Raw genomic sequence first — 18,725 nt, forward strand, 5'->3', positions numbered from 1 at the left:
CTTGTCCAAAACGAAGTCGGATATCAGAAGACCTTTTTCGTCCCAATTTTTTAGCGATACTGCTTTTGAATTTTTCCATTTAGATTCCGAGCGCTTTTTCCCACTTTCGTAGTATTGGATCTCGGTCCCTTCAATATATTTTGCTTTATTGTCTGTTTTACCTTTAAAATCGAGTGATAATTTCTTGGGCTTGTAGTATACTTTAAAATGGGAGTTTATATTGAAGTCATGGGATATAGCCTCATTTTCGGGAAAATATTTTTTCCAAATCACTAATTGGTCTAAAAGATATTCTTCATGTGAAATTTTTTTTCCTGTAGAATCAAAATTGTCGACAGAAACCTTTTTAAATTTTCCTGTACTTGGGTCAACCCCCTCTTTTTTTTCTTTATAAATTAAAATATTTCCTTGATATGTCTTTTTCGTGCAGAAGCCAGTGCACTCATATTCTTCTTTGTCATAAATAATGTCGCCAACATACTCCATATGCTCCGTTGGTGAAATTTCTGTTATCAAGTGTTTCATTCGTTGAAAATCCATTTTTAGGACACCTGTAGAATCCCAGTATTTCATTGTTGTTTTTACGCCATTTTTGAAGATGGTTTCCCCTTGAAGTGTTCCGTTTTCATACCAATTTTTTTCTGTTCCTTCAAGAAGATTTGCAACGCCATTAATTGATTCTATCACACCGATGCTTTCAAATGTTAATTGCCCATTTTCATAATAATTGCGTTGGTAACTAGAGTAATCTGTTTCCAATTTAGGCTTGCCGTTTTCATACCATATGGTCGTTTTGACTATTTTACCATCTTCGTAGGTTGATTCAATTGCAAGGTTCCCGTTAGGGTAGAATGATTTCCAAATACCCTTCTTTTTCGTCAATTCAGCATCGTTTGCGAATTCTCCTTGAAAAAACTCACGCAGCGTGCCATCATCGTAAAATAATTTGAAATAATTTGGATAATCAAAATCGAATAGGACGATGTTGTTCTCATTGCGTGTAATTGTTTTTGTTGGTTTGCCGTTGAAATAGAAACTTTCTTCTTTGGTTACTCCATTTTCAAAAAATTCAGATATGTGGCATTCTCCAGAGCAAGTTGTTTCCATCCTGATTAAAGAGTAGTTGACATTTCCTGTTGCGAATGTTGCCGTTTTTCCGTCGGGGAAAAGTTCATTGACTATGCTATCTTTCTTAAATTCAAAAACAGTTTGGCCCCCTTGGATCAAGTGCCGTTCAATGAGTTCGTTGTCTATGAAAACCATGGTTTCTGGAAAAGGATTCGTTATATTCACTTTGAAATTAGAAAGGTTGCTATAACGTTCGTATTCAACTGTTGCCGCTTTGGAGGCACCTGTGGTATCGGTTGCTTTTTTTTTGTAGATAGTCGTGATTTTTCCATTGGTGGTGGTAATAGAAACTGCGGCATCTGGGTCGCCGAGAATCAAGTTGTATATGTAGATGGACACAGGGTAAGGTAGTGCCGTCTTGATTCTATAAGGGTCCCAGCTGCTGCCATCGGTTGTTTCAATGTATGCGGAGTCAATAATTGTTCCGTGTGAAAAAATGTATTCCATTCCGGATTTTCCGCCATTTACGTAGTATGAGGAACGAATGACTTCTCCGTCTAAGTACTCTCGCTCTTCTCCATTTCTAAATCCTCCTACTATTTCGGCTTCTACCCAATGCCCATCGTTGTTTTCCGTTCGTCCAATGTAGTCGCAGTTTTTGCATGCATCGCCATTCAAGAAATGTCTGGTGTCGCTAGCGGTGGGAATGGTATTGTGCTTGTCTTCATTTTTTACCGTAACACCAAGTACTTTGATATTTTTTGAATTGTCGTTGGACTTTACTTTGACTCCAGGAACATCTACAGAAACATTGGAATTTGATTGATTGCTCGAATTAAAAAAAATCGTGTTGCTTGTCCCGGAACATGATGTGAGGAAGGCGATACACGCGATAAGAGCTAGTGTTGTGAAAATGTTCATAATTTCTCCCACTTCTTTATTTCGAAAAATACATAAAAAAAGGAGAAAAGGGATTTTTATAGAAAAAAAACTTAATTTCGCTATCCGCAAAGTTTGAATTTCTATATTTATCCCGTATGATTATCCATTCCTTCTACATGGGCTTCCAGTGATTAGTGGTTTAGACCTGTAATTTTCCTAACCACTAACGGCCTTCGGCCCACCAACCACTAACCACTTAATTAAAAACATGCAATTCCGTCCTGTAAAAGAACAGCTTGAAATTTTGATGCGCGGCGTTATCGATGTTGTGCCGCAAGAAGAACTCGAAAAGAAACTCCAGAAGTCCTACGATACCGGAGTTCCGCTCCGTATCAAGATGGGCGTGGACCCGACCGCCCCGGACGTTCACTTCGGCCATACGGTGGTGATGCGCAAGCTCCGCCAGTTCCAGGATTTGGGCCATACCGTAGTGCTTATCGTGGGTGACTACACTGCCCAGATTGGTGACCCCAGCGGCCGCAACAAGGCCCGTCCGCGTCTCACGCACGAACAGGTGCTCGAGAACGCGAAGGAATACCAGGAACAGTTCTTCAAGGTCGTCCGCCGCGACCAGGTGGAAATCCACTACAACGGCGAATGGTTCTCTAAGCTCCCGTTCAGCAAGGTGACCGAACTCATGGGCCAGTTCACTGTAGCCCAGATGCTCGAGCGCGAGGACTTCCACAACCGCTACACGGCCAATACGCCCATCAGCCTGCACGAATTCATGTACCCCATGATGCAGGGCTACGATTCCGTAGCCATCAAGAGCGACGTGGAATTGGGCGGCACCGACCAGAAGTTCAACGTGCTCCGCGGTCGCGACTTGCAGATTTTTGAAGGCATGGAACCGCAGATCGGCCTCTTCATGCCGATTTTGCTCGGTACCGACGGCAAGGTCAAGATGAGCAAGTCCATCGGCAACTACGTGGGACTGAACGAGCCCGCCGACGTGATGTACCACAAGATTTACAGTCTCGCCGACAGCATCGTCGAGAACTGGTTTGAACTCCTCACGAACATTCCGCTTGCAGAAATCAAGCAGATGATGGCCGACATCGCCGCGGGCAAGATGAACCCGAACGATGCGAAGCACCGTCTCGCCATCGACATCGTGACGCAGTACTACGGCGCAGAAGCCGCCGGGGCCGCCGCTGCCAAGGAACGCGAAATCCACAGCGGTAACGCTATTCCGAGCGATGCTGCCGAATGCAGCGTGGCGGCCGGCACCTATGGTGCCCTGGACCTGCTCGTAGAAATCAAGGCCTTTGCAAGCAAAGGCGAAGCCCGTCGCATGGTCCAGAACGGCGGCATAAAAATTGACGGTGAAAAGCTTGCCGATCCGCAGTCCCAGATTGAAATCAAGGGTGCAGACCAGCTGGTTGTCCAGGTGGGCAAGCGTAAATTTTACAAGGTGAACTTCTAGGTTTATTATGGCTCAAGAAATCCTTATTCTCGGTCTCAACCCTGCTTGGCAGCGCCTGTTCTTCTTGGACAAGTTTACTCCGGGCGAAGTCCATCGCATCCCGAAGGTCGAAGAGTATGCTTCTGGAAAGGGCGTCAACTGCGGGCGTGTCTTGCAGCGTTTGGGCGGAATTCCTTTGCTGATGCATTTCTTGGGCGCCGAGAATGGCTCAAGGATTTTTGACGAATTGTCTGCTTGCGGTATTCAGCAGGCCCCTGTCTGGATTAAGGAACCGACCCGCATTTGCACCACAATCGTAAGTGGCGGAAGCACGACCGAACTGATTGAGCCGTCTCCGGTCTTGACAGGCAATGAGAATGAGGATTTTCTTCAGACATTGAACGAACACTGGACATCTACCCAATGTGTCGCTCTATGCGGGTCTTTCCCGCAAGCCTTTGACCTGGAGAAGATAAATTCCCTGGACTTCACGGGCAAGCGAGTGTTTATCGATGCCATCGAAGGTATCGACACCTGGCTTTCGAAGGGCGTTGAACTTTTGAAAATCAACATGCAGGAATACTGCAAACTTTTGACCCGTCTTGGAATCCCGCAGGTCACCTCCAGCCCCCAGTTCTGGAAAATGACGGCCACCGCCGTACTGGAACGCCTTCCTATCAAGAACCTGGTGGTGACCGATGGCGATTCTCCGGTTCGCGCCTTCCGTTTTGTAGAAAAGAAGTTCCAGGGAATGCAACTGCAACCGCCTACTATCACCATGAAAAACAATATTGGCGCAGGCGATTCATCTTTGCTGGCTGGCTCTATGCCGATGGCGAAGGTATGAGCTTTGAGGAGTGCTTGATCAAGGCTACGGCAGTGGCCGTTTCTCGCTGTGAGGTGGACAAGCCTTGGGATTTGGATCTTGCCCGTGTAAGCGAACTGGAAGCGAAATTCAAGGACGCTATCGAAAAGTTGGAATAAAATCTTCGGAGGCGTTATGGCAAAAACCCTGATTGTCTTTGCGTCTAAGCAAGAATTCCAGTTTTTTTTCAAGAACATTTCGTCGGTGGTGGCATCCTCCACGCCGGCAATGGTCAATCCCTCTGTAGACGTTGCAATAGCTGGAGTGGGAATCGTAGATTTCTCGGCGAATTTGGCGCGTTTTTTAAGTCTAAAGAAATACGATAGGGCTTTTTTGCTCGGTATTTGTGGAGCTTACCCGAAGAGCGGTCTTCAGGTGGGGTGTGTTGTCCGTATCGATACCGAAGTCGTTGCCGATATGGGGGCTCAGAGCAGGGAGGGGCATTTTATCCCATGGGGAACCCTGGTGTCAAAAGAGACCCGTTATAGTGGGGCCTCTATCCGTGATTTGCCGTTGTGCCTTTTGGATGCTCCTGGGGTTGCCGGGGGAACAGTCAACTGCTGCACGGGAACCCAATACTTGGGCAATCGTCGGGAAACCCTTTTCCAGATTCAGGTGGAAAACATGGAAGGGGCAGCTTTTTTTGCCGTATGTAAAAATTTTGGCGTGCCCGGCTATCAGTTCCGTGCCGTAAGCAACATGGCCTCTGACCGTGACGAATCCTCCTGGGATATTCCTCGTGCACTTTCCGCTTTGAAACAATCCGTTCTTGATCAACTTTTCTAATTCGGAATCGTTCTCTAAAAAAAAACTAATTCCGAAATCCGAAATCCGAATTCCTAATTCCTAATTAATCTCACACCTCACACCCCACACCCCAATGCGTCTCTCTCTCGGCATCTCTACCTGTCCAAACGACACCTTCATCTACGAAAACCTCATCGCAGGCCTAAAAGATTCCCCCTTTGAATGGGATGTCCATTACGCCGATGTTCAGACCTTGAACGAAATGGTCATGGCGGGCAAACTGGACGTGGCAAAAGTCAGCGCCCAGATTTACCCCCAGGTTCGCGAGAATTACCGGGGGCTTGGCTGTGGCGGTGCCATCGGTTATGGTTGCGGACCGCTCCTGCTGTCAAGCAAGGGGGACGAATTTGACCCCAATGGCGAAACCACGCTGCCCGGAAAAAACACAACGGCTGCCCTTTTGTTCAAATTTTGGTACCAGAAAAACTTCGGTGGTGCGCCCCGTCTCCGCTACGCCTTTTTTGATGAAGTGTACCGCGGGCTACTTGCGGGTTCGGTAGCTCAGGGCGTGACTATCCATGAACACCGTTTCACCTGGAAGCGGGACGGCCTTTATCTGTTACAGGATTTGGGTGCTTATTGGGAGCAGGAAACGGGTACTCCGATTCCTCTGGGAATAGCGGTTGCTCGAAAAGATTTTTCGAATGAAGTAATAGAGGGCGTTGAATCGGAAATTCGAAAGAGTCTAAAAATGGCATGGACGAGGGCTGAAATGGTAACCCCGTTCATTCAAGAAAAGGCCCAAATTGAAGAAAAAAATGTTATAGAATCTCACATAAAAATGTTTGTAAATGACTTTTCTGAGGCAATTGGCGAAAAAGGGAAAGCCGCCTTGGAACGATTGTGGATGTTGTCAAGTTGTTGATAAAGTGTTTATAAGTAAAAAAATCTTGTAATAATTCGTTAATGTATCTTTAAATTTACAAAATGGCGATTTTTTAGCAAAAACTTTATTTATTTTCCGTAAAGCATCTTTTTTATGGGAGTTCTATTATGAGCTTAGTAAACGACCTTGAACTGGAAGTCGAAAACTTCAAGCGCGAGTACGAAAAGTTCGAGCGCGGTAACAAGTCCGCCGGCACCCGTGCCCGCAAAGTCCTGCAGGACATCAAGAAGACCTGCCAGGAGATTCGCGTGTCCATCCAGGGGGCGAAGAAGGAGGACGTGAAGGAGTCTCAGACTCCTGAATCGTAATTTTTGCTTTGCATAAGGCTGACTTTGATTCCTTTTTTTGCGAAAAATGCCGTTTTTTCGCAGAATTGGTTTGACTAAACTCGATTTTTGAGGTATATTCCCACTTGAGTTTGATTTTGTCAGTCTTGGCAAATGATAAAGCTAAACGAATTTATGTGTTCTATGATTGGAGAAACGTAGCAGTATGACCCTAAAGAAACTGGTCTTAGTAACGGCCGGGGCGATGCTTCTTTCTGGAACCGCCATGGCAAAGAATATCAACGTGCCTGGCGATTACTCAAAGATTGCCGACGCTCTTGGCAATGCGGATGCTGGCGATACCATCTTGGTAAAGCGTGGCACCTACAACGAAAACATTACCTTGGTGATGGATGTGGTCTTGAAAGGTGAGGATCCTCTCACGACTATCATCGATGGTGGCCGAAACGGTCCGACCGTCATGGGTACTTCGGGTGCCGAGATGTCGCACTTCACTATCAGGAACGGTCTCGAAGGTATCCTTTGCGAAAACGCAGCCCCCTATATCCACCACTGCTACGTGCTGGATAACAAGGCCACGGGTATCGGTGCGTTCATCTCGCTTCCTCACCTCCGCAATAACGTGGTGTACGGCAACCGCTGGTCCGGCATCCTTGCTTGGGGTGCTAAGGCGCTGGATGCATCCATCGAACAGAACGTGGTGCTCCGCAATGGCTACTCCGGCCTTGCATTGAAGGGCCCCACCAACGTCATCGCCACCAACAACATCTTCATGGAAAACCACTACTACGGTGTGTTTGCCGACCCTGCTGCTGGTCAGACCAAGGTGGAGTACAACAACATCTACAAGAACTACTACCCCTTCAACCAGTTCATCAAGGTGAACCGTACCAACGTTTCCCTTGATCCGAAGTTCATCAACCACTCTCTTTCGAAGCCGAACTTCTACTGCCAGTCCACCTCGCCGATGCTCAAGCGTGGAAAGGGTAAGTTGGATATCGGCCTTACTGCTACTGAGATTGAGAAAGAAGAAGAGGAAGTAGAAGAGACCCGTAACCCGGACTCCGATGCCGACGGCATGTGCGATCCTTGGGTCTCCGAAGAAGGTCTTGCAGACAAATACGCATCGGTCTGTACCGGTGTAGACAACTGTCCCGAAGAAGCTGAAGACTTCGACGGTTACCAGGATGACGATGGCTGCCCGGATGCCGACAACGACCGCGACGGTATTTGCGATCCTTGGGTAGAAGCCAAGGCTATGCAGGCCAACTTCGCTCACGTTTGTAAGGGCGTTGACCTGTGCCCCGAACAGCCCGAAACCATCAACGATTACAAGGACGACGACGGATGCCCGGACGAAGTGCCGCAGCCGCCCAAGAAGGTCTTTGTGCTTGAAGGTGTGAACTTTGAATCCGGTAAGGCAACCATCACTCAGGATTCCTACATCTCTCTGATGAAGGTGGTGGACATCATGGAAACCTTCACCGAAGCTACGTTTGAAATCGTAGGCCATACGGATAACCAGGGTAACAAGGCCAAGAACAAGCAGCTCTCTGCCGACCGCGCCGAAGCTGTGAAGAACTTCCTTGTAGAAAAGGGTATTTCCGAAAGCCGTATTACAACATCCGGTATGGGTGATACCAAGCCGGTGGCCTCCAACAAAACCCCCGAAGGGCGTGCGCAGAACCGTCGTATCGAATTCAAGCGCACGGATATCAAGTAAAGGAGTAGATGATGATGCGTACTAGTTTCATCAAAACGTCAGTCCTCGGACTAACAGTAGCTGCCAGCGCGCTTTACGCTGAAGCAGTCTACTCCCCGCACAAATACCAGCAGAACGACTGGTTCGGTGAATTTGGTAGTAACAACACTGCTATGTATGTGAACCCCGCTGGAATTTCCATGACGGACCAGCTGGAAGTAAGTGCCGCTTTCTTCAGTTCTATCAGTGGTGAAGCCAGCCAGGAATATGTGAGCTTGGCTTTCCCTATGGATTACAAGCACACCATCGGATTCTCCTTCTTCGAGAACGGTGCTTCTATCGATGGCGGCAAGTCCTACGATGAATTCGCCTTCTTGCTGGGCTATGCCTATAACCTGATGCACTGCGTGGCCGTGGGTCTCGACATCTCTGTGCTTTACATCAACCAGTTCGATGAAGTGAAGCACGTGACCTTCGGTGCCGACGTGGGCGTGAGCTGGAACCCGCTTTCCTCCTCCAAGTATGGTGACTTATTTGTGGGTGTTGCTTTGCAGAACGCTCTGCAGCCTGCAGTAAGCACCGCCGAAAAGGATGCACCCACGGTGGTCCTCTTTACGGAGAGCGAAGCGTACAAGATTCCTGCTAACCTGAACTTCTCCTTGTTCTACCGCGGACTTAACCGCGCTCTCGAGGCCAAGGCCGAACTTTCTGTTATCGACGTGATGCACGACGATGAAGAAGGTGGTGAGGGCATGAACTTGGAAGAAAGCTTCACCTTGACCTACTATCTGTCCCCGCACCTTGGTGTTCGTCTTCGTTTCACGAAGGAAGGTTACCCGGTTGTCGGCGCTACGGTTAACGTGAAGGACGTAAGCTTCTTCCGCTACCTGCAGCTTGACCTGGAAATGTCTCACGACGACCTCTACGCCAAGAAGAACCGTGGCTTTATCTGGGCTGTGAAGCTCACCACCCGCTTCGGTGACACTCGTGAAGAGAAGATTGGCGAAGAACGGTATCGTCGTTTGAAGATCGAACCTGAAAACGATTACCGCGCTGCTATGCGTCTGTACTTGAACCGTCAGTTCCTCGAAGCCGCATACGCTTTCGGTAAGGTTCAGACCAAGTATCCCGCATTCCACTTGGTGGACCAGGCCGCGTTCTATAAGGCAAAGTCCTTTGAAAACCTCCGCATGCACAAGGCTGCCCGTGCCGTTTACGAAGACGCTATCAAGCGCTATCCCAGAACGGAACAGAACGCCAAGTACCACTTCCAGTTGATGAACATCGACTATAAGGAAGGCAAGTACACCGACGCTATGGCCAAGTACCAGAACATTGTTCAGGTGTTCGGCAAGAGCGACGTGAAGGCGGACGCCGACTATATCGCCGGTCAGATCAAGTTCGAACAGGGCCTCTATCAGGAATCTGTAGACCTGCTCGCCGCCATTCTCCCCGGTAACGCAAACTACTTCTATGCCCGTTACACCATGGGTATCGCCTACAGCCGCATGGGCAAGTGGGAAGAAGCCGAAAACTGCTTCCGCGACATTACGGAACAGCCGGTTTCCAACCAGTCTGAACGCGACCTGCAGGATGCCGCCAAGGTGAAGCTCGGCCATATCTACTTCTCTGGCGAAAAGCCCGACGTGGCTGCTGCCGCCCAGATGTACGGCCAGGTGGAACCGGGTTCCCCTGTGTATGACGAAGCAATGCTCGGTATCGCATGGTCCTTCCTCAAGGTGAACAAGCCCGACGAGGCATTGAAGCCTGCCAACTGGATTATCAGCAACCTTCCGGAATCCTTCCTGGTTTCCGAAGCCTACCTGGTTCAGGGTTACTGCTACTTCATCAAGAAGGACTACGACAAGGCCGTGAAGTCTCTGGAACAGGCCGAAAAGCGTACGGAACAGCCGGTTGTGTCTGTAGCCGCACGTGACAGCGCCCGTCAGGCTTACGAAGCCATGCAGAACGATTTCGATTCTGTTCAGGTCAAGGCTCTTGACCTTGCCCGTCAGTTGCCCACGCCTCGTGTGGAAAGCAAGCGTGAAGCTTTGAAGCCTGATTTCGATAAGGCCAACAAGGCTATCGAAGATTATGCTGAGTTTACTCAGAGGTCTATCCAGAGCGACCGCTTTGAATCTAACCGTAAGCGCATTTTGGACGACGCTGGCTTTACTCTGGCTACCGTCAAGACCAAGATGGCTGGTGGTGCCGGTGGTTCTGGCGCTGCTCAGGAACTGGAGGAATTGGATGACCTGGAGTAATCCGGGTTCGTCCCTTTTATAGAAATTATAGGTGGATAGAGAATAATGAAACGTATCTTACTCTTAACGGCAATGGTCCTTTCCTTGGTGGGAACCTCCTTTGCCGCTTCCGATCCCTGTAAGGATAAAACCGAAGAAGCCAAGAAACTCTACGCAAAGTGCAAGTCCATGGAAAAGGGCTCTGCAAAGTACAAGGAATGCGCCAACTCTTACAAGCTCCTTAAGAACCAGGCTGCTCAGGCTTGCCGTTCTGGTGGTCTTGACGAAGAAGGCATGCGCTCTGCTATCAAGCAGTGGGAAAAGCAGGTGAACAACTGTAAGGGTAAGCAGAACGCCCGCTGCGCTTCTGCCTTGCAACAGTTGGGCCACTACCAGTTCCAGTTAGAAGAAAAGCTCTTCCTGGATAAGCAAGCCCAGTACGAAGAAGACGTGGCATGGTGTGCCGACCGCGACAACAAGCCCGCCAAGTGCGCAAACATCGACCAGTTCCCCAAGGCAGACCACCAGAAGTCTCTGGGATATTTCCTGGAATACATCGACAAGTATCCCAAGGAAAGCAAGACTCCCATGGTGCTGTATCAGGCTGCTGCCGTGCAAGAAGCCAGTGGCGAAGACGAGAAGGCCTTCCGCCTCCGTGAACGCTTGGTCCGTAACTTCCCGGATAACGGCCTTGTTCCCAAGGCATGGCTCCGTATGGCAGAATACCACTTCATGAACCGCAAGTTCCGCGATGCCGTGGAAGCCTACAAGAAGGTGACTGGTTTCGAAAACCTGACGGGTAAGGAAGCTGCTCTTGCCATGTATCACTTGGCCGAATCTTACTACAACATTGCAGAATACGAAACTGCAGCCGTCAAGTACTACGACTACATCATCGGTGCCGACAAGGGTAAGTATCCCAACGACCTCCGTGCCGAAGCTATGGACTTCATGGCGGCCTCCTTCTCTGACTTGGAAGGTGGTGGTGTCGCCGAAGCCGAAGCCTTCTTGAAAGACAAGAAGGTGCCCTTCAAGGATTCTGTGTACTACCGTATCGGTATGAAGAACAAGGACCATGACCGTAACGAAGAAGCGGTGCAATCCTTCAAGCGTTTGATGACCATTAACCCGGACTACATTGATGCTCCTTTGGCCGATATTGCGATGATTGAAATCCTTATCATCCAGCAGAAGTTCGAAGATGCGCAGAAACACCGCTACACCGTGGTGAAGCGTTATGACCGCAACTCTTCTTGGTACAAGAAAAACCAGAAGTATCCCGAATCGGTAAAGAACGCTGAAACGGCTATCCGTGGCGCTATGCTGGATATTCCGCAGTATCACCACGCTCGTGCTGCCAAGCTCACCAAGGAAGGTGACCTGGAAGCCGGTAAGAAGCAGTATGCCGAAGCCATCAAGGCTTACGAAGCATTCTTGAAGCGTTATGCCAAGGAACCGTCTTGGGATGAATACAGGGTTCACATCAATTTGGCCCTGGTTTACCAAGAAATGCAGCAGTTTGCAAACGCTGCCAAGATGTTCAACTGGATCGTGGATTCCGACACCACCCGCTATGGACGCCGTCCCATGGGTGACAAGGAACTCCTGAAGAAAGAAGAAGCTGCCTATAACGCTGTGCTCATGATGGACCAGGCTCGTGAAGCTGCTAAGACCAAGAAGTACGGTGGTGATGCTACCAAGGCCTATAAGGGTGAAGAAACCAAGGCCTACTTTGCCCAGGTTGACAAGTACATGGCCAAGTTCGGTCAGAACAAGGAAGCTGCTGAACTTGCCTATAACGCTGCCATTGTCCATTACGAAGCTAAGCAGTATAAGACTGCCGTGACAGTGTTGCGCGATCTAGTGCAGCGTTATCCGGATCACCAGTACATTTTGCTGATTCGTCGTATGCTCGCCCAGTCCTTGCTGGAATCTGATCAGCTGGATGAAGCCTTGGTGGAATTTGAATGGCTGTACAAGCAATACCATGATGTTAAGGCCACCAAGAACGACTCTATGGCGAAAGAAATTGAAAAGGCTATCGCAGCAGTGCTCTTCCAGAAGGCAGAAAAGGCTGTCAAGGCTCAGCGCTACGAAGAAGGTGCTGTTGCATACTTGGCTCTCGTGAAGCGTTATCCGTTGGTTTCCTTCGCCGATAAGGCCGTGTTCGAAGCTGGTGTTGCTTACGAAAAGGCCAACAAGCACGAACAGGCTGCCGAAACCTTTATGATGCTCCCCAAGAGCTACGCATCGTCCTCCTTGACTATCAAGGGTATCTTGCGTGCGGCAAGTAACTACAAGAAAGCCGGTAACCCCCGTCAGGCTGCTCAGACCTTCTTGTTCATCACCAATAACTTCCCGCAAGACTCTATGGCCTTCCAGGCAATTGGCTTTGCAGCCCAGACCTTCGATTCCATTCCGGATAAGAAGCAGGCTGCTGTGACTTACGAACTGGCTTACAAGCGTTACCCCAAGGATGAACGTACTCCGAGCTTCCTTTATAGCGCCTGCTTGAGCTATGACGAAGCCCAGATGACTGACGAAGCCATCCGCTGCTCTAAGGACCTTGTCCACGACTATCCCAAGAGCACCTACGCCCTCGATGCAGCCTTCAGCATTCCTGTGGCTTACGGTAACGCCAAGAAGTGGGAAGAGGCCGCCAAGGAATACCATTTCTTCATCAAGAACTACACCGAAGACAAGGAAAAGCTGATTGCTGCCTACATCGGTGCTGCTCGTGCTTACATGGAACTTAAGGAAGAAGAAAAGGCCGTTGCTGATTACGACCAGACCCTTAAGAACTACGACAAATACGGTCTGCAAATCAAGAATGCCGATCCGGGCGTTCCTGCTGAAGCTGCCTTCTACTTGGGTGAACACGAATACAACAAGATGGAACCCTATGTGTTGAAGGGCAAGGAAAAGGAAAAGGCCGCGACCATCAAGAAGTTGGTGGAAATCCTGCAGGCCGCCATGGGTCACTACTCCAAGTCTGCGTCTTATGCTTCTGAAAAGTGGACCTTCCGTGCTACTAACAAGATGGGTATGCTCTTTGTGGTCATGGCCACCAAGGTTCGTGAACAGGAAAAGAGCGCCAAGGGCGAAGAAGAAATGTTTGCTGAACGTATCACTATCGTGCAGCAGCTGCCGCCTTACTACGACCAGGCTCGTCCTATCTTCCAGAAGAACATCGACCTTGCCCGTGACCAGGGTTTCTACAACCAGGATGTGGTCCAGGCCGAAGAGGGCTATATCGAAATGTACTACCAGCAGTGCGCCGTGTTTGCCGAAGTGGCTGACGCCTTCGCCAACGCTCCGCTGCCGGACTCCGCTGCCATCGTAAGGGAATATGTGGAATACGAAGGTGCTGTGAAGGAAGACGCTATCGAAATGGCTCACGAAGACTTGGAAGCCTATCGTGAAGAACTGAACAACAAGTCCGACGCCGCAAAGCAGGCTGCAGTGCCCGTGTGCGCCACCGGTATTAAGGCTTCTGCCCACTACGGTATCGACAACCAGTGGACTGCCAAGCTCTTTGAACTCTTGAAGCAGATGGATGAAACAAACGAAACCTTGAACACCAAGATTGAAAAGTTCGACCCGTCCACCTTGTTTGCTGACCCGGCATACTTCAAGACCAAGGCTCGTATCGAGCAGATTTCCAAGTCCGAAGTCATGACTCCGGAAGAAAAGCTCGCTACCTACCGCGACATTATCAAGGAAGCCAAGGCTGAAAACGAAAAGTTGAAGAAGGAATTGGCTGAACTGAAGGCTCAGATGGCCCCGGCTCCCTCCGCTGCCGGTGCTGCAGGTGCAGAAGTAGGCGCCTCTGAATCTGGTGCTGAACCCGAGGCCGCCCCCGCTGCTGCTCCTGCCCCGAAAAAGAAGGGAAAGAAGAAAAAGTAGTGCGGTAAAAACAATTTTACGGGGACCTTGTTCATAGGGTTCCCTCGCCTTTTAGGGGGATTAGGGATGATTTGCCTGCTGTAAATAAAGTTTTACCGCGCCAAGACTCCCTAAAACGCTCTAAAAAAAATAAATATGAACTTAAGAATTCAAAAAACAAACCAAAAACAACTCTAAAGGAGTACACTAATGTCTAAAATGCTTCAATCCTTCAGCCCTGAATCTGATGGTTACCAGTTCATGTGGATCATCTTGGTCGTGTTCATGATCGGTCTGGGCTTCTCCATCGAACGTATTATCTACATCATGGTGAAGAGCTCCAAGGGTCGTGCCAAGTTCCTGGCCGACTTCGGTAAGCTCATCAGCTCTCAGCAGTTCGATGAAGCACTTGGCCTTGCCAACAAGACCAACCTCCCCATTGCTCGCATCATGGCATCCATCGTTTCCACCCGTGCCGGTGGCCGCGAACAGATGCAGGCCGCATGCGACGCCGTGTTCCTGACCGAAGCTCCTCGTCTTACTCGTTATATCAGCATTATCCAGGTGATGGCATCTATCTCTACCTTGCTCGGACTGATGGGTACGATTTACGGTCTGATCTTCACATTCGATGCCGTGGCTAACAAACCCGCTTCTGAACGTGCTAAGGCTCTTTCCGACGGTATCGCTATCGCTATGGGTACGACGCTCCTCGGACTTCTCTCCGCCGTGCCTCTTCTGGTCATTGTGGGTCTTCTCAACATGAACTCCGAACGCCTGATCCAGGAAATGGAAGAAAAGGGCCTCAAGATTATCAACTCCCTCTCCTAATTTCGACTGAGAGTTTTAATTTAACGGAGTTATAAAACATGGCAAAAGAATTAAAGAAACCAGCCAAGCCTGAAGAACCGGACCTGTTGCCGGCCATGGGCTTGTTTACTATTCTGATTCCTATGCTTTTGTCTATGACCGCTTTCTCCAAGCTGGCTATTGTTGAAGTCAATCTGCCTGAACGTTCTATGATGCAGATGGACAACGACACTCCTCCGGAGCCCGACCAGCAGGCATTGAACCTTTCCCTCGCGATTACCAGCGATTATCTCGTGATAGGTGCTCGTGGTGGTTTCCAGCCCAACGTCTATTTCAAGGAAATGTGGACGTTCCGCTGCAAGTCCGATGCTAAACTGATTACCTACGCCGTTGACGACGTCAAGGCAACAGTGGAAAGTGGACACGGACCCAAGTGCAAAGATGGTTCTGAGATGGATAAAGAAAAGTATCTTTACGAAATCGAGAACATCGAACTCTGGGCAATCCAGAAGGAATCTGAAGAAGATCCCGGTAAGGTTATCTGGGCCCTGTACACCAATGGTGGCAGCGCTGAAGAACCCCTTGCTGACAGTGCATACGTAGATGGAAACAACAGCTTCCTCGCTCTCCCTGGCGAAGGCACCTTGGGACTTACCCCGCCGCCGGCTTTGAAGAAGCCCGGTGCAGGCGTGACCCTTGCAACCCTTACGCCTAACTCCGCTCGTACGCTCAAGCCGGACGTGGCCGCCAAGACCATGATTTACCCGCTTTCTGCCTACGACCTGATTGCGAAGGACCTGATTGCAATTCATACGCAGTTTATTGACCTCGAAGACGTGGATAACATTATCATCGTGGCAAACGACGATACTCAATTTGACAAGATTATTCAGCTCATGGACCGCTCTAAGGAAGCCGGTTTTGTGAAGATTCAACTTGCTAAGTTGGGAGGTTAATCATGGCTAGAAGAACTCGTAAATTTAGTGAAGACGTACCTTTCTCCCTCACGTCCATGATGGACATGATGACCATCATTCTGGTGTTCATGATTAAGAACTTGGACGCTGAAGGTCAGCTTTTGACTCAGGCCGAAAACTTGATTCTTCCGATTTCTACCTCCAAGGTGCAACCTACGGAAGTGTCCTTGACGGTGGTTGTCGATAATGCGTACGTTATCGTGGATAATGAAAAGGTGGTTCCCACTCCCGATGTCCTCAGTCAGGAAGACCTCCTGGTCGAAAAGGTGAACGACGTTCTGAAAGACCGTCGCGCTATCGAACAGGAACACAACCTGAAGATGGGCCTCCCGGCTGATGAAGCTGGCCATATCATTGTCCAGATTGACAAGAACATCCCGTACGATGCCATGTATAAGGTGATGGCCACTTGTGGCTTTGCCGGTTATACGAACATCGCATTTGCCGTGATGGAAAAGAACGGCGGGGAGGAATAACTATGGCTAAGAAAAAAGCTCCTATAGATCCGTTAGTAGCGTCTCTGATGCCGGAATCCGACAAGAAGATGGGCGCTATCGCCGGTATCTCTTTGATCGTTGCTCTTGCTTTCTCCCTGTGGGCTTCCATGTACGAAGCTGTGGTTGACGAAGTGATCTTCGAAGAATCTGCAGCTGCCGACCTTTCCGCTTCCATGGTGATGGACGAAAAGAAGGAAGAAAAGAAAGAAGAGAAGAAGAAAGAAGAGCCCAAGAAGCCTCGTAAGAAGGCTGGTGGCGGTGGCAAGCCCCGTGGTAAGGGCCAGCCCAATGCTCCCCAGACTCGTGGCGTGCTTAAGCTCCTCACTGCTCAGACCAAAAACGCTAGTGCTGCTGCCTACGACCTAATGAAGAACCAGAAGTTCACCAAGGACATCGATAAGGTTCTTAAGGACGTGGCAGGCCTCCAGACTACGGGTAAGACCGTTCTCGGTGGTCGTCGCGGTAAGGCTGATGGTGGCTTTAACGAAGGTTATGCCGAAGGCGGTTCCGGTGGTATCGGTGACGGTCTGGCTGGCCTCCTTGGCGGTGGTGGCGGTGGTATCGCTACCAAGGCTAAGGGCTCCATCAAGACTCCGTCTGAACGCGATATCGACATGGGTGCCGGTGGTGGATCTCGTTCCGCTGCAGACATCATGAAGGTTGTGCGTCAGCGTACTCCGGGTCTGCGCCATATCTATAACAAGTTCCTGAAGAAGAAACCGGGATTCCAGGGTAAGGTTACCCTGAAGTTCACGATCGCTCCGGGCGGTGAAGTTATCAGCATTTCCATTGCTTCTTCCACCACTGGTTACGGCGAGTTTGATGGCGAAATCAAGAATGCCGTGAGCCGCTGGAAGTTCAGCAAGGTGAAGTCCGGTAACACTACGGTAACCATTCCGTTCACCTTCTCTGAATAATTCAGGTCTAGCGATACGCTAAAAAAGGCCGCGCGAAAAGCGCGGTCTTTTTTCATTTTTCTGTTGCGTTTTTCAAAGAATATATTTAACTTTATGACAGATATTTCAACAGGAGTCCTGTACAATGAATTTTAAAACAGCTGCGGCAGTGGGTCTATCCTTCGGCGTCCTCGGCGTGGGGTCTGCCTTTGCAACCTTCGCTCGTGTGGAATCCATGGGCAAGAACACCACTTACATTATGGATGATGTTAGCATCTTTGACAACGCTGCAAACATCAACCTTTACCCGAACTACTTGATCGGTGAATTTGGACCTTATACCCAGGATGTGCCTACGGGAACGAACAAGGATCCGCAGCATCCGAACTTTGGTGGCATTTTCTCGCTTTCTTTGGGTGACGAAAACAATCCCGATCCGCGTCTCTCTATCGGTGGTCTTTTTGGCCGTATTAACAACGAGCTGATGCGTTATTTCCCGACGAAAGTTGTTGGTGAAACCTCTGGCGACACCACGGCAGTTCCTGAGACTGTGACGAACTTCGACGGCTTCTTGGGTGGTACCCTTTCTAACGGAGATGCTTGGGGCTTGCACATCTACATTGCCCACCAGGATGGTGGTGACAAGACGGAAAGCGGCGAATACCAGGTTGAAGATGGAGCGTATGCTTCTGCAGTCCAGGCCGATGGTGGTTTGAATCTGCAGTTCGGAAGCAATATTGATTTCGAGTTCAGCTTTGGCTTGGCTCGTATTCAGTACGGTCCGGAACACCTGAATTTCTTCGATGACGGTGATTTCTCCTTCCTTGCCAAGTCCCGCGCTTTCTTTACGCTGGACGCTCTGGACGGTGAGCTGGTGCCGGCCTTCTCCATGAGGTTGATGCAGGCTCCTGGTATCGAAGACAAGCATGCTCAGGCCGGTCTCGGTATCAATGTGGCTCTTGATCGTGGTTTCTTCTGGATGGGTGCTGACTTCATTTGGAACAAGCTGAAGGCTCACGACTGGTACTTTGACTACGAGTCTGGCGAATCCATTTATGACTCTCAGGGAGAGGAACACCCCCATTGGGACAAGCGTTCCGATATTGGCGGTATGATTACCTTCGGTATTGAGCGTAACATCTGGTGGGATTGGTTCGTGATTCGCGTTGGCGGTCAGAAGTCTATCCTCTATACCAAGTGCGACGTCAACGAGAAGAACAAGTCTGGTCAGGGTATCTGCCGTGAAGACGGAAACTTCTTCAGCACAAACCCGCTTGCTGACGGTACTGCCGATGACCATGTGGGCTTTGGTTTTGGCATCAACATCGAAGAAAAACTGAAAATTGATGTGACCGTTGCTGAAGACCTGTTGTTCCGTAACCCCTTCCAGGGTGAAGGCAGAATCTTCTCTAGAATCTCTGCGACGTATTCGTTCTAATTTGTTTGTATCAGGAC

Annotated in this window: 13 protein-coding genes and 1 pseudogene; 13 read left to right on the forward strand and 1 reads right to left on the reverse strand. The window is 49.5% G+C overall.

The window, feature by feature from the left end:
• A partial coding sequence (locus IKB43_04050) for a hypothetical protein (protein ID MBR2469311.1) occupies window positions 1–1,989 on the reverse strand: 1,989 nt, incomplete at its 3' end.
• A gap of 229 nt (window positions 1,990–2,218) precedes the next feature.
• Between IKB43_04050 and IKB43_04055 the strand changes: the two genes are divergently transcribed.
• From IKB43_04055 to IKB43_04115, 13 genes and pseudogenes are all read left to right on the forward strand, one after another.
• Window positions 2,219–3,436: a tyrosine--tRNA ligase gene (locus tag IKB43_04055; protein MBR2469312.1), complete on the forward strand. Its 1,218-nt coding sequence runs from the start codon at window positions 2,219–2,221 to the stop codon at window positions 3,434–3,436.
• A 7-nt stretch (window positions 3,437–3,443) separates the two neighbouring features.
• Window positions 3,444–4,399: pseudogene (locus IKB43_04060) on the forward strand (carbohydrate kinase).
• A 16-nt stretch (window positions 4,400–4,415) separates the two neighbouring features.
• Window positions 4,416–5,066, forward strand: a complete 651-nt coding sequence (gene mqnB / locus IKB43_04065) for a futalosine hydrolase (GenBank protein ID MBR2469313.1) — start codon at window positions 4,416–4,418, stop codon at window positions 5,064–5,066.
• 94 nt (window positions 5,067–5,160) lie between these two features.
• Window positions 5,161–5,952: a 1,4-dihydroxy-6-naphthoate synthase gene (locus IKB43_04070; GenBank protein MBR2469314.1), complete on the forward strand. Its 792-nt coding sequence runs from the start codon at window positions 5,161–5,163 to the stop codon at window positions 5,950–5,952.
• A gap of 128 nt (window positions 5,953–6,080) precedes the next feature.
• Window positions 6,081–6,281, forward strand: coding sequence for a hypothetical protein (locus IKB43_04075; GenBank protein MBR2469315.1), 201 nt, complete (start codon window positions 6,081–6,083; stop codon window positions 6,279–6,281).
• A gap of 166 nt (window positions 6,282–6,447) precedes the next feature.
• Entirely contained in the window at window positions 6,448–7,983 is a 1,536-nt protein-coding gene (locus tag IKB43_04080) for an OmpA family protein (GenBank protein MBR2469316.1), read from the forward strand.
• Window positions 7,984–7,994: 11 nt separating this feature from the next.
• Window positions 7,995–10,226, forward strand: coding sequence for a tetratricopeptide repeat protein (locus IKB43_04085; GenBank protein ID MBR2469317.1), 2,232 nt, complete (start codon window positions 7,995–7,997; stop codon window positions 10,224–10,226).
• 45 nt (window positions 10,227–10,271) lie between these two features.
• Window positions 10,272–14,111, forward strand: coding sequence for a tetratricopeptide repeat protein (locus IKB43_04090; GenBank protein ID MBR2469318.1), 3,840 nt, complete (start codon window positions 10,272–10,274; stop codon window positions 14,109–14,111).
• 189 nt (window positions 14,112–14,300) lie between these two features.
• On the forward strand, window positions 14,301–14,921 hold the full coding sequence (locus IKB43_04095; GenBank protein MBR2469319.1) for a MotA/TolQ/ExbB proton channel family protein: 621 nt from the start codon (window positions 14,301–14,303) through the stop codon (window positions 14,919–14,921).
• Between the two features lie 38 nt (window positions 14,922–14,959).
• On the forward strand, window positions 14,960–15,856 hold the full coding sequence (locus IKB43_04100; protein MBR2469320.1) for a biopolymer transporter ExbD: 897 nt from the start codon (window positions 14,960–14,962) through the stop codon (window positions 15,854–15,856).
• Window positions 15,857–15,858: 2 nt separating this feature from the next.
• Complete coding sequence (locus tag IKB43_04105) at window positions 15,859–16,353, forward strand: biopolymer transporter ExbD (GenBank protein MBR2469321.1); 495 nt, start codon at window positions 15,859–15,861, stop codon at window positions 16,351–16,353.
• A gap of 2 nt (window positions 16,354–16,355) precedes the next feature.
• A complete protein-coding gene (locus tag IKB43_04110) occupies window positions 16,356–17,291 on the forward strand; it encodes a TonB family protein (GenBank protein MBR2469322.1) in 936 nt (311 codons plus the stop codon).
• Window positions 17,292–17,415: 124 nt separating this feature from the next.
• Window positions 17,416–18,708 (forward strand): hypothetical protein, encoded by a 1,293-nt coding sequence (locus tag IKB43_04115; protein ID MBR2469323.1) that lies wholly within the window; start codon window positions 17,416–17,418, stop codon window positions 18,706–18,708.
• Window positions 18,709–18,725: the final 17 nt, after the last annotated feature.

Source organism: Fibrobacter sp. (assembly GCA_017503015.1).
Classification (GTDB): domain Bacteria; phylum Fibrobacterota; class Fibrobacteria; order Fibrobacterales; family Fibrobacteraceae; genus Fibrobacter.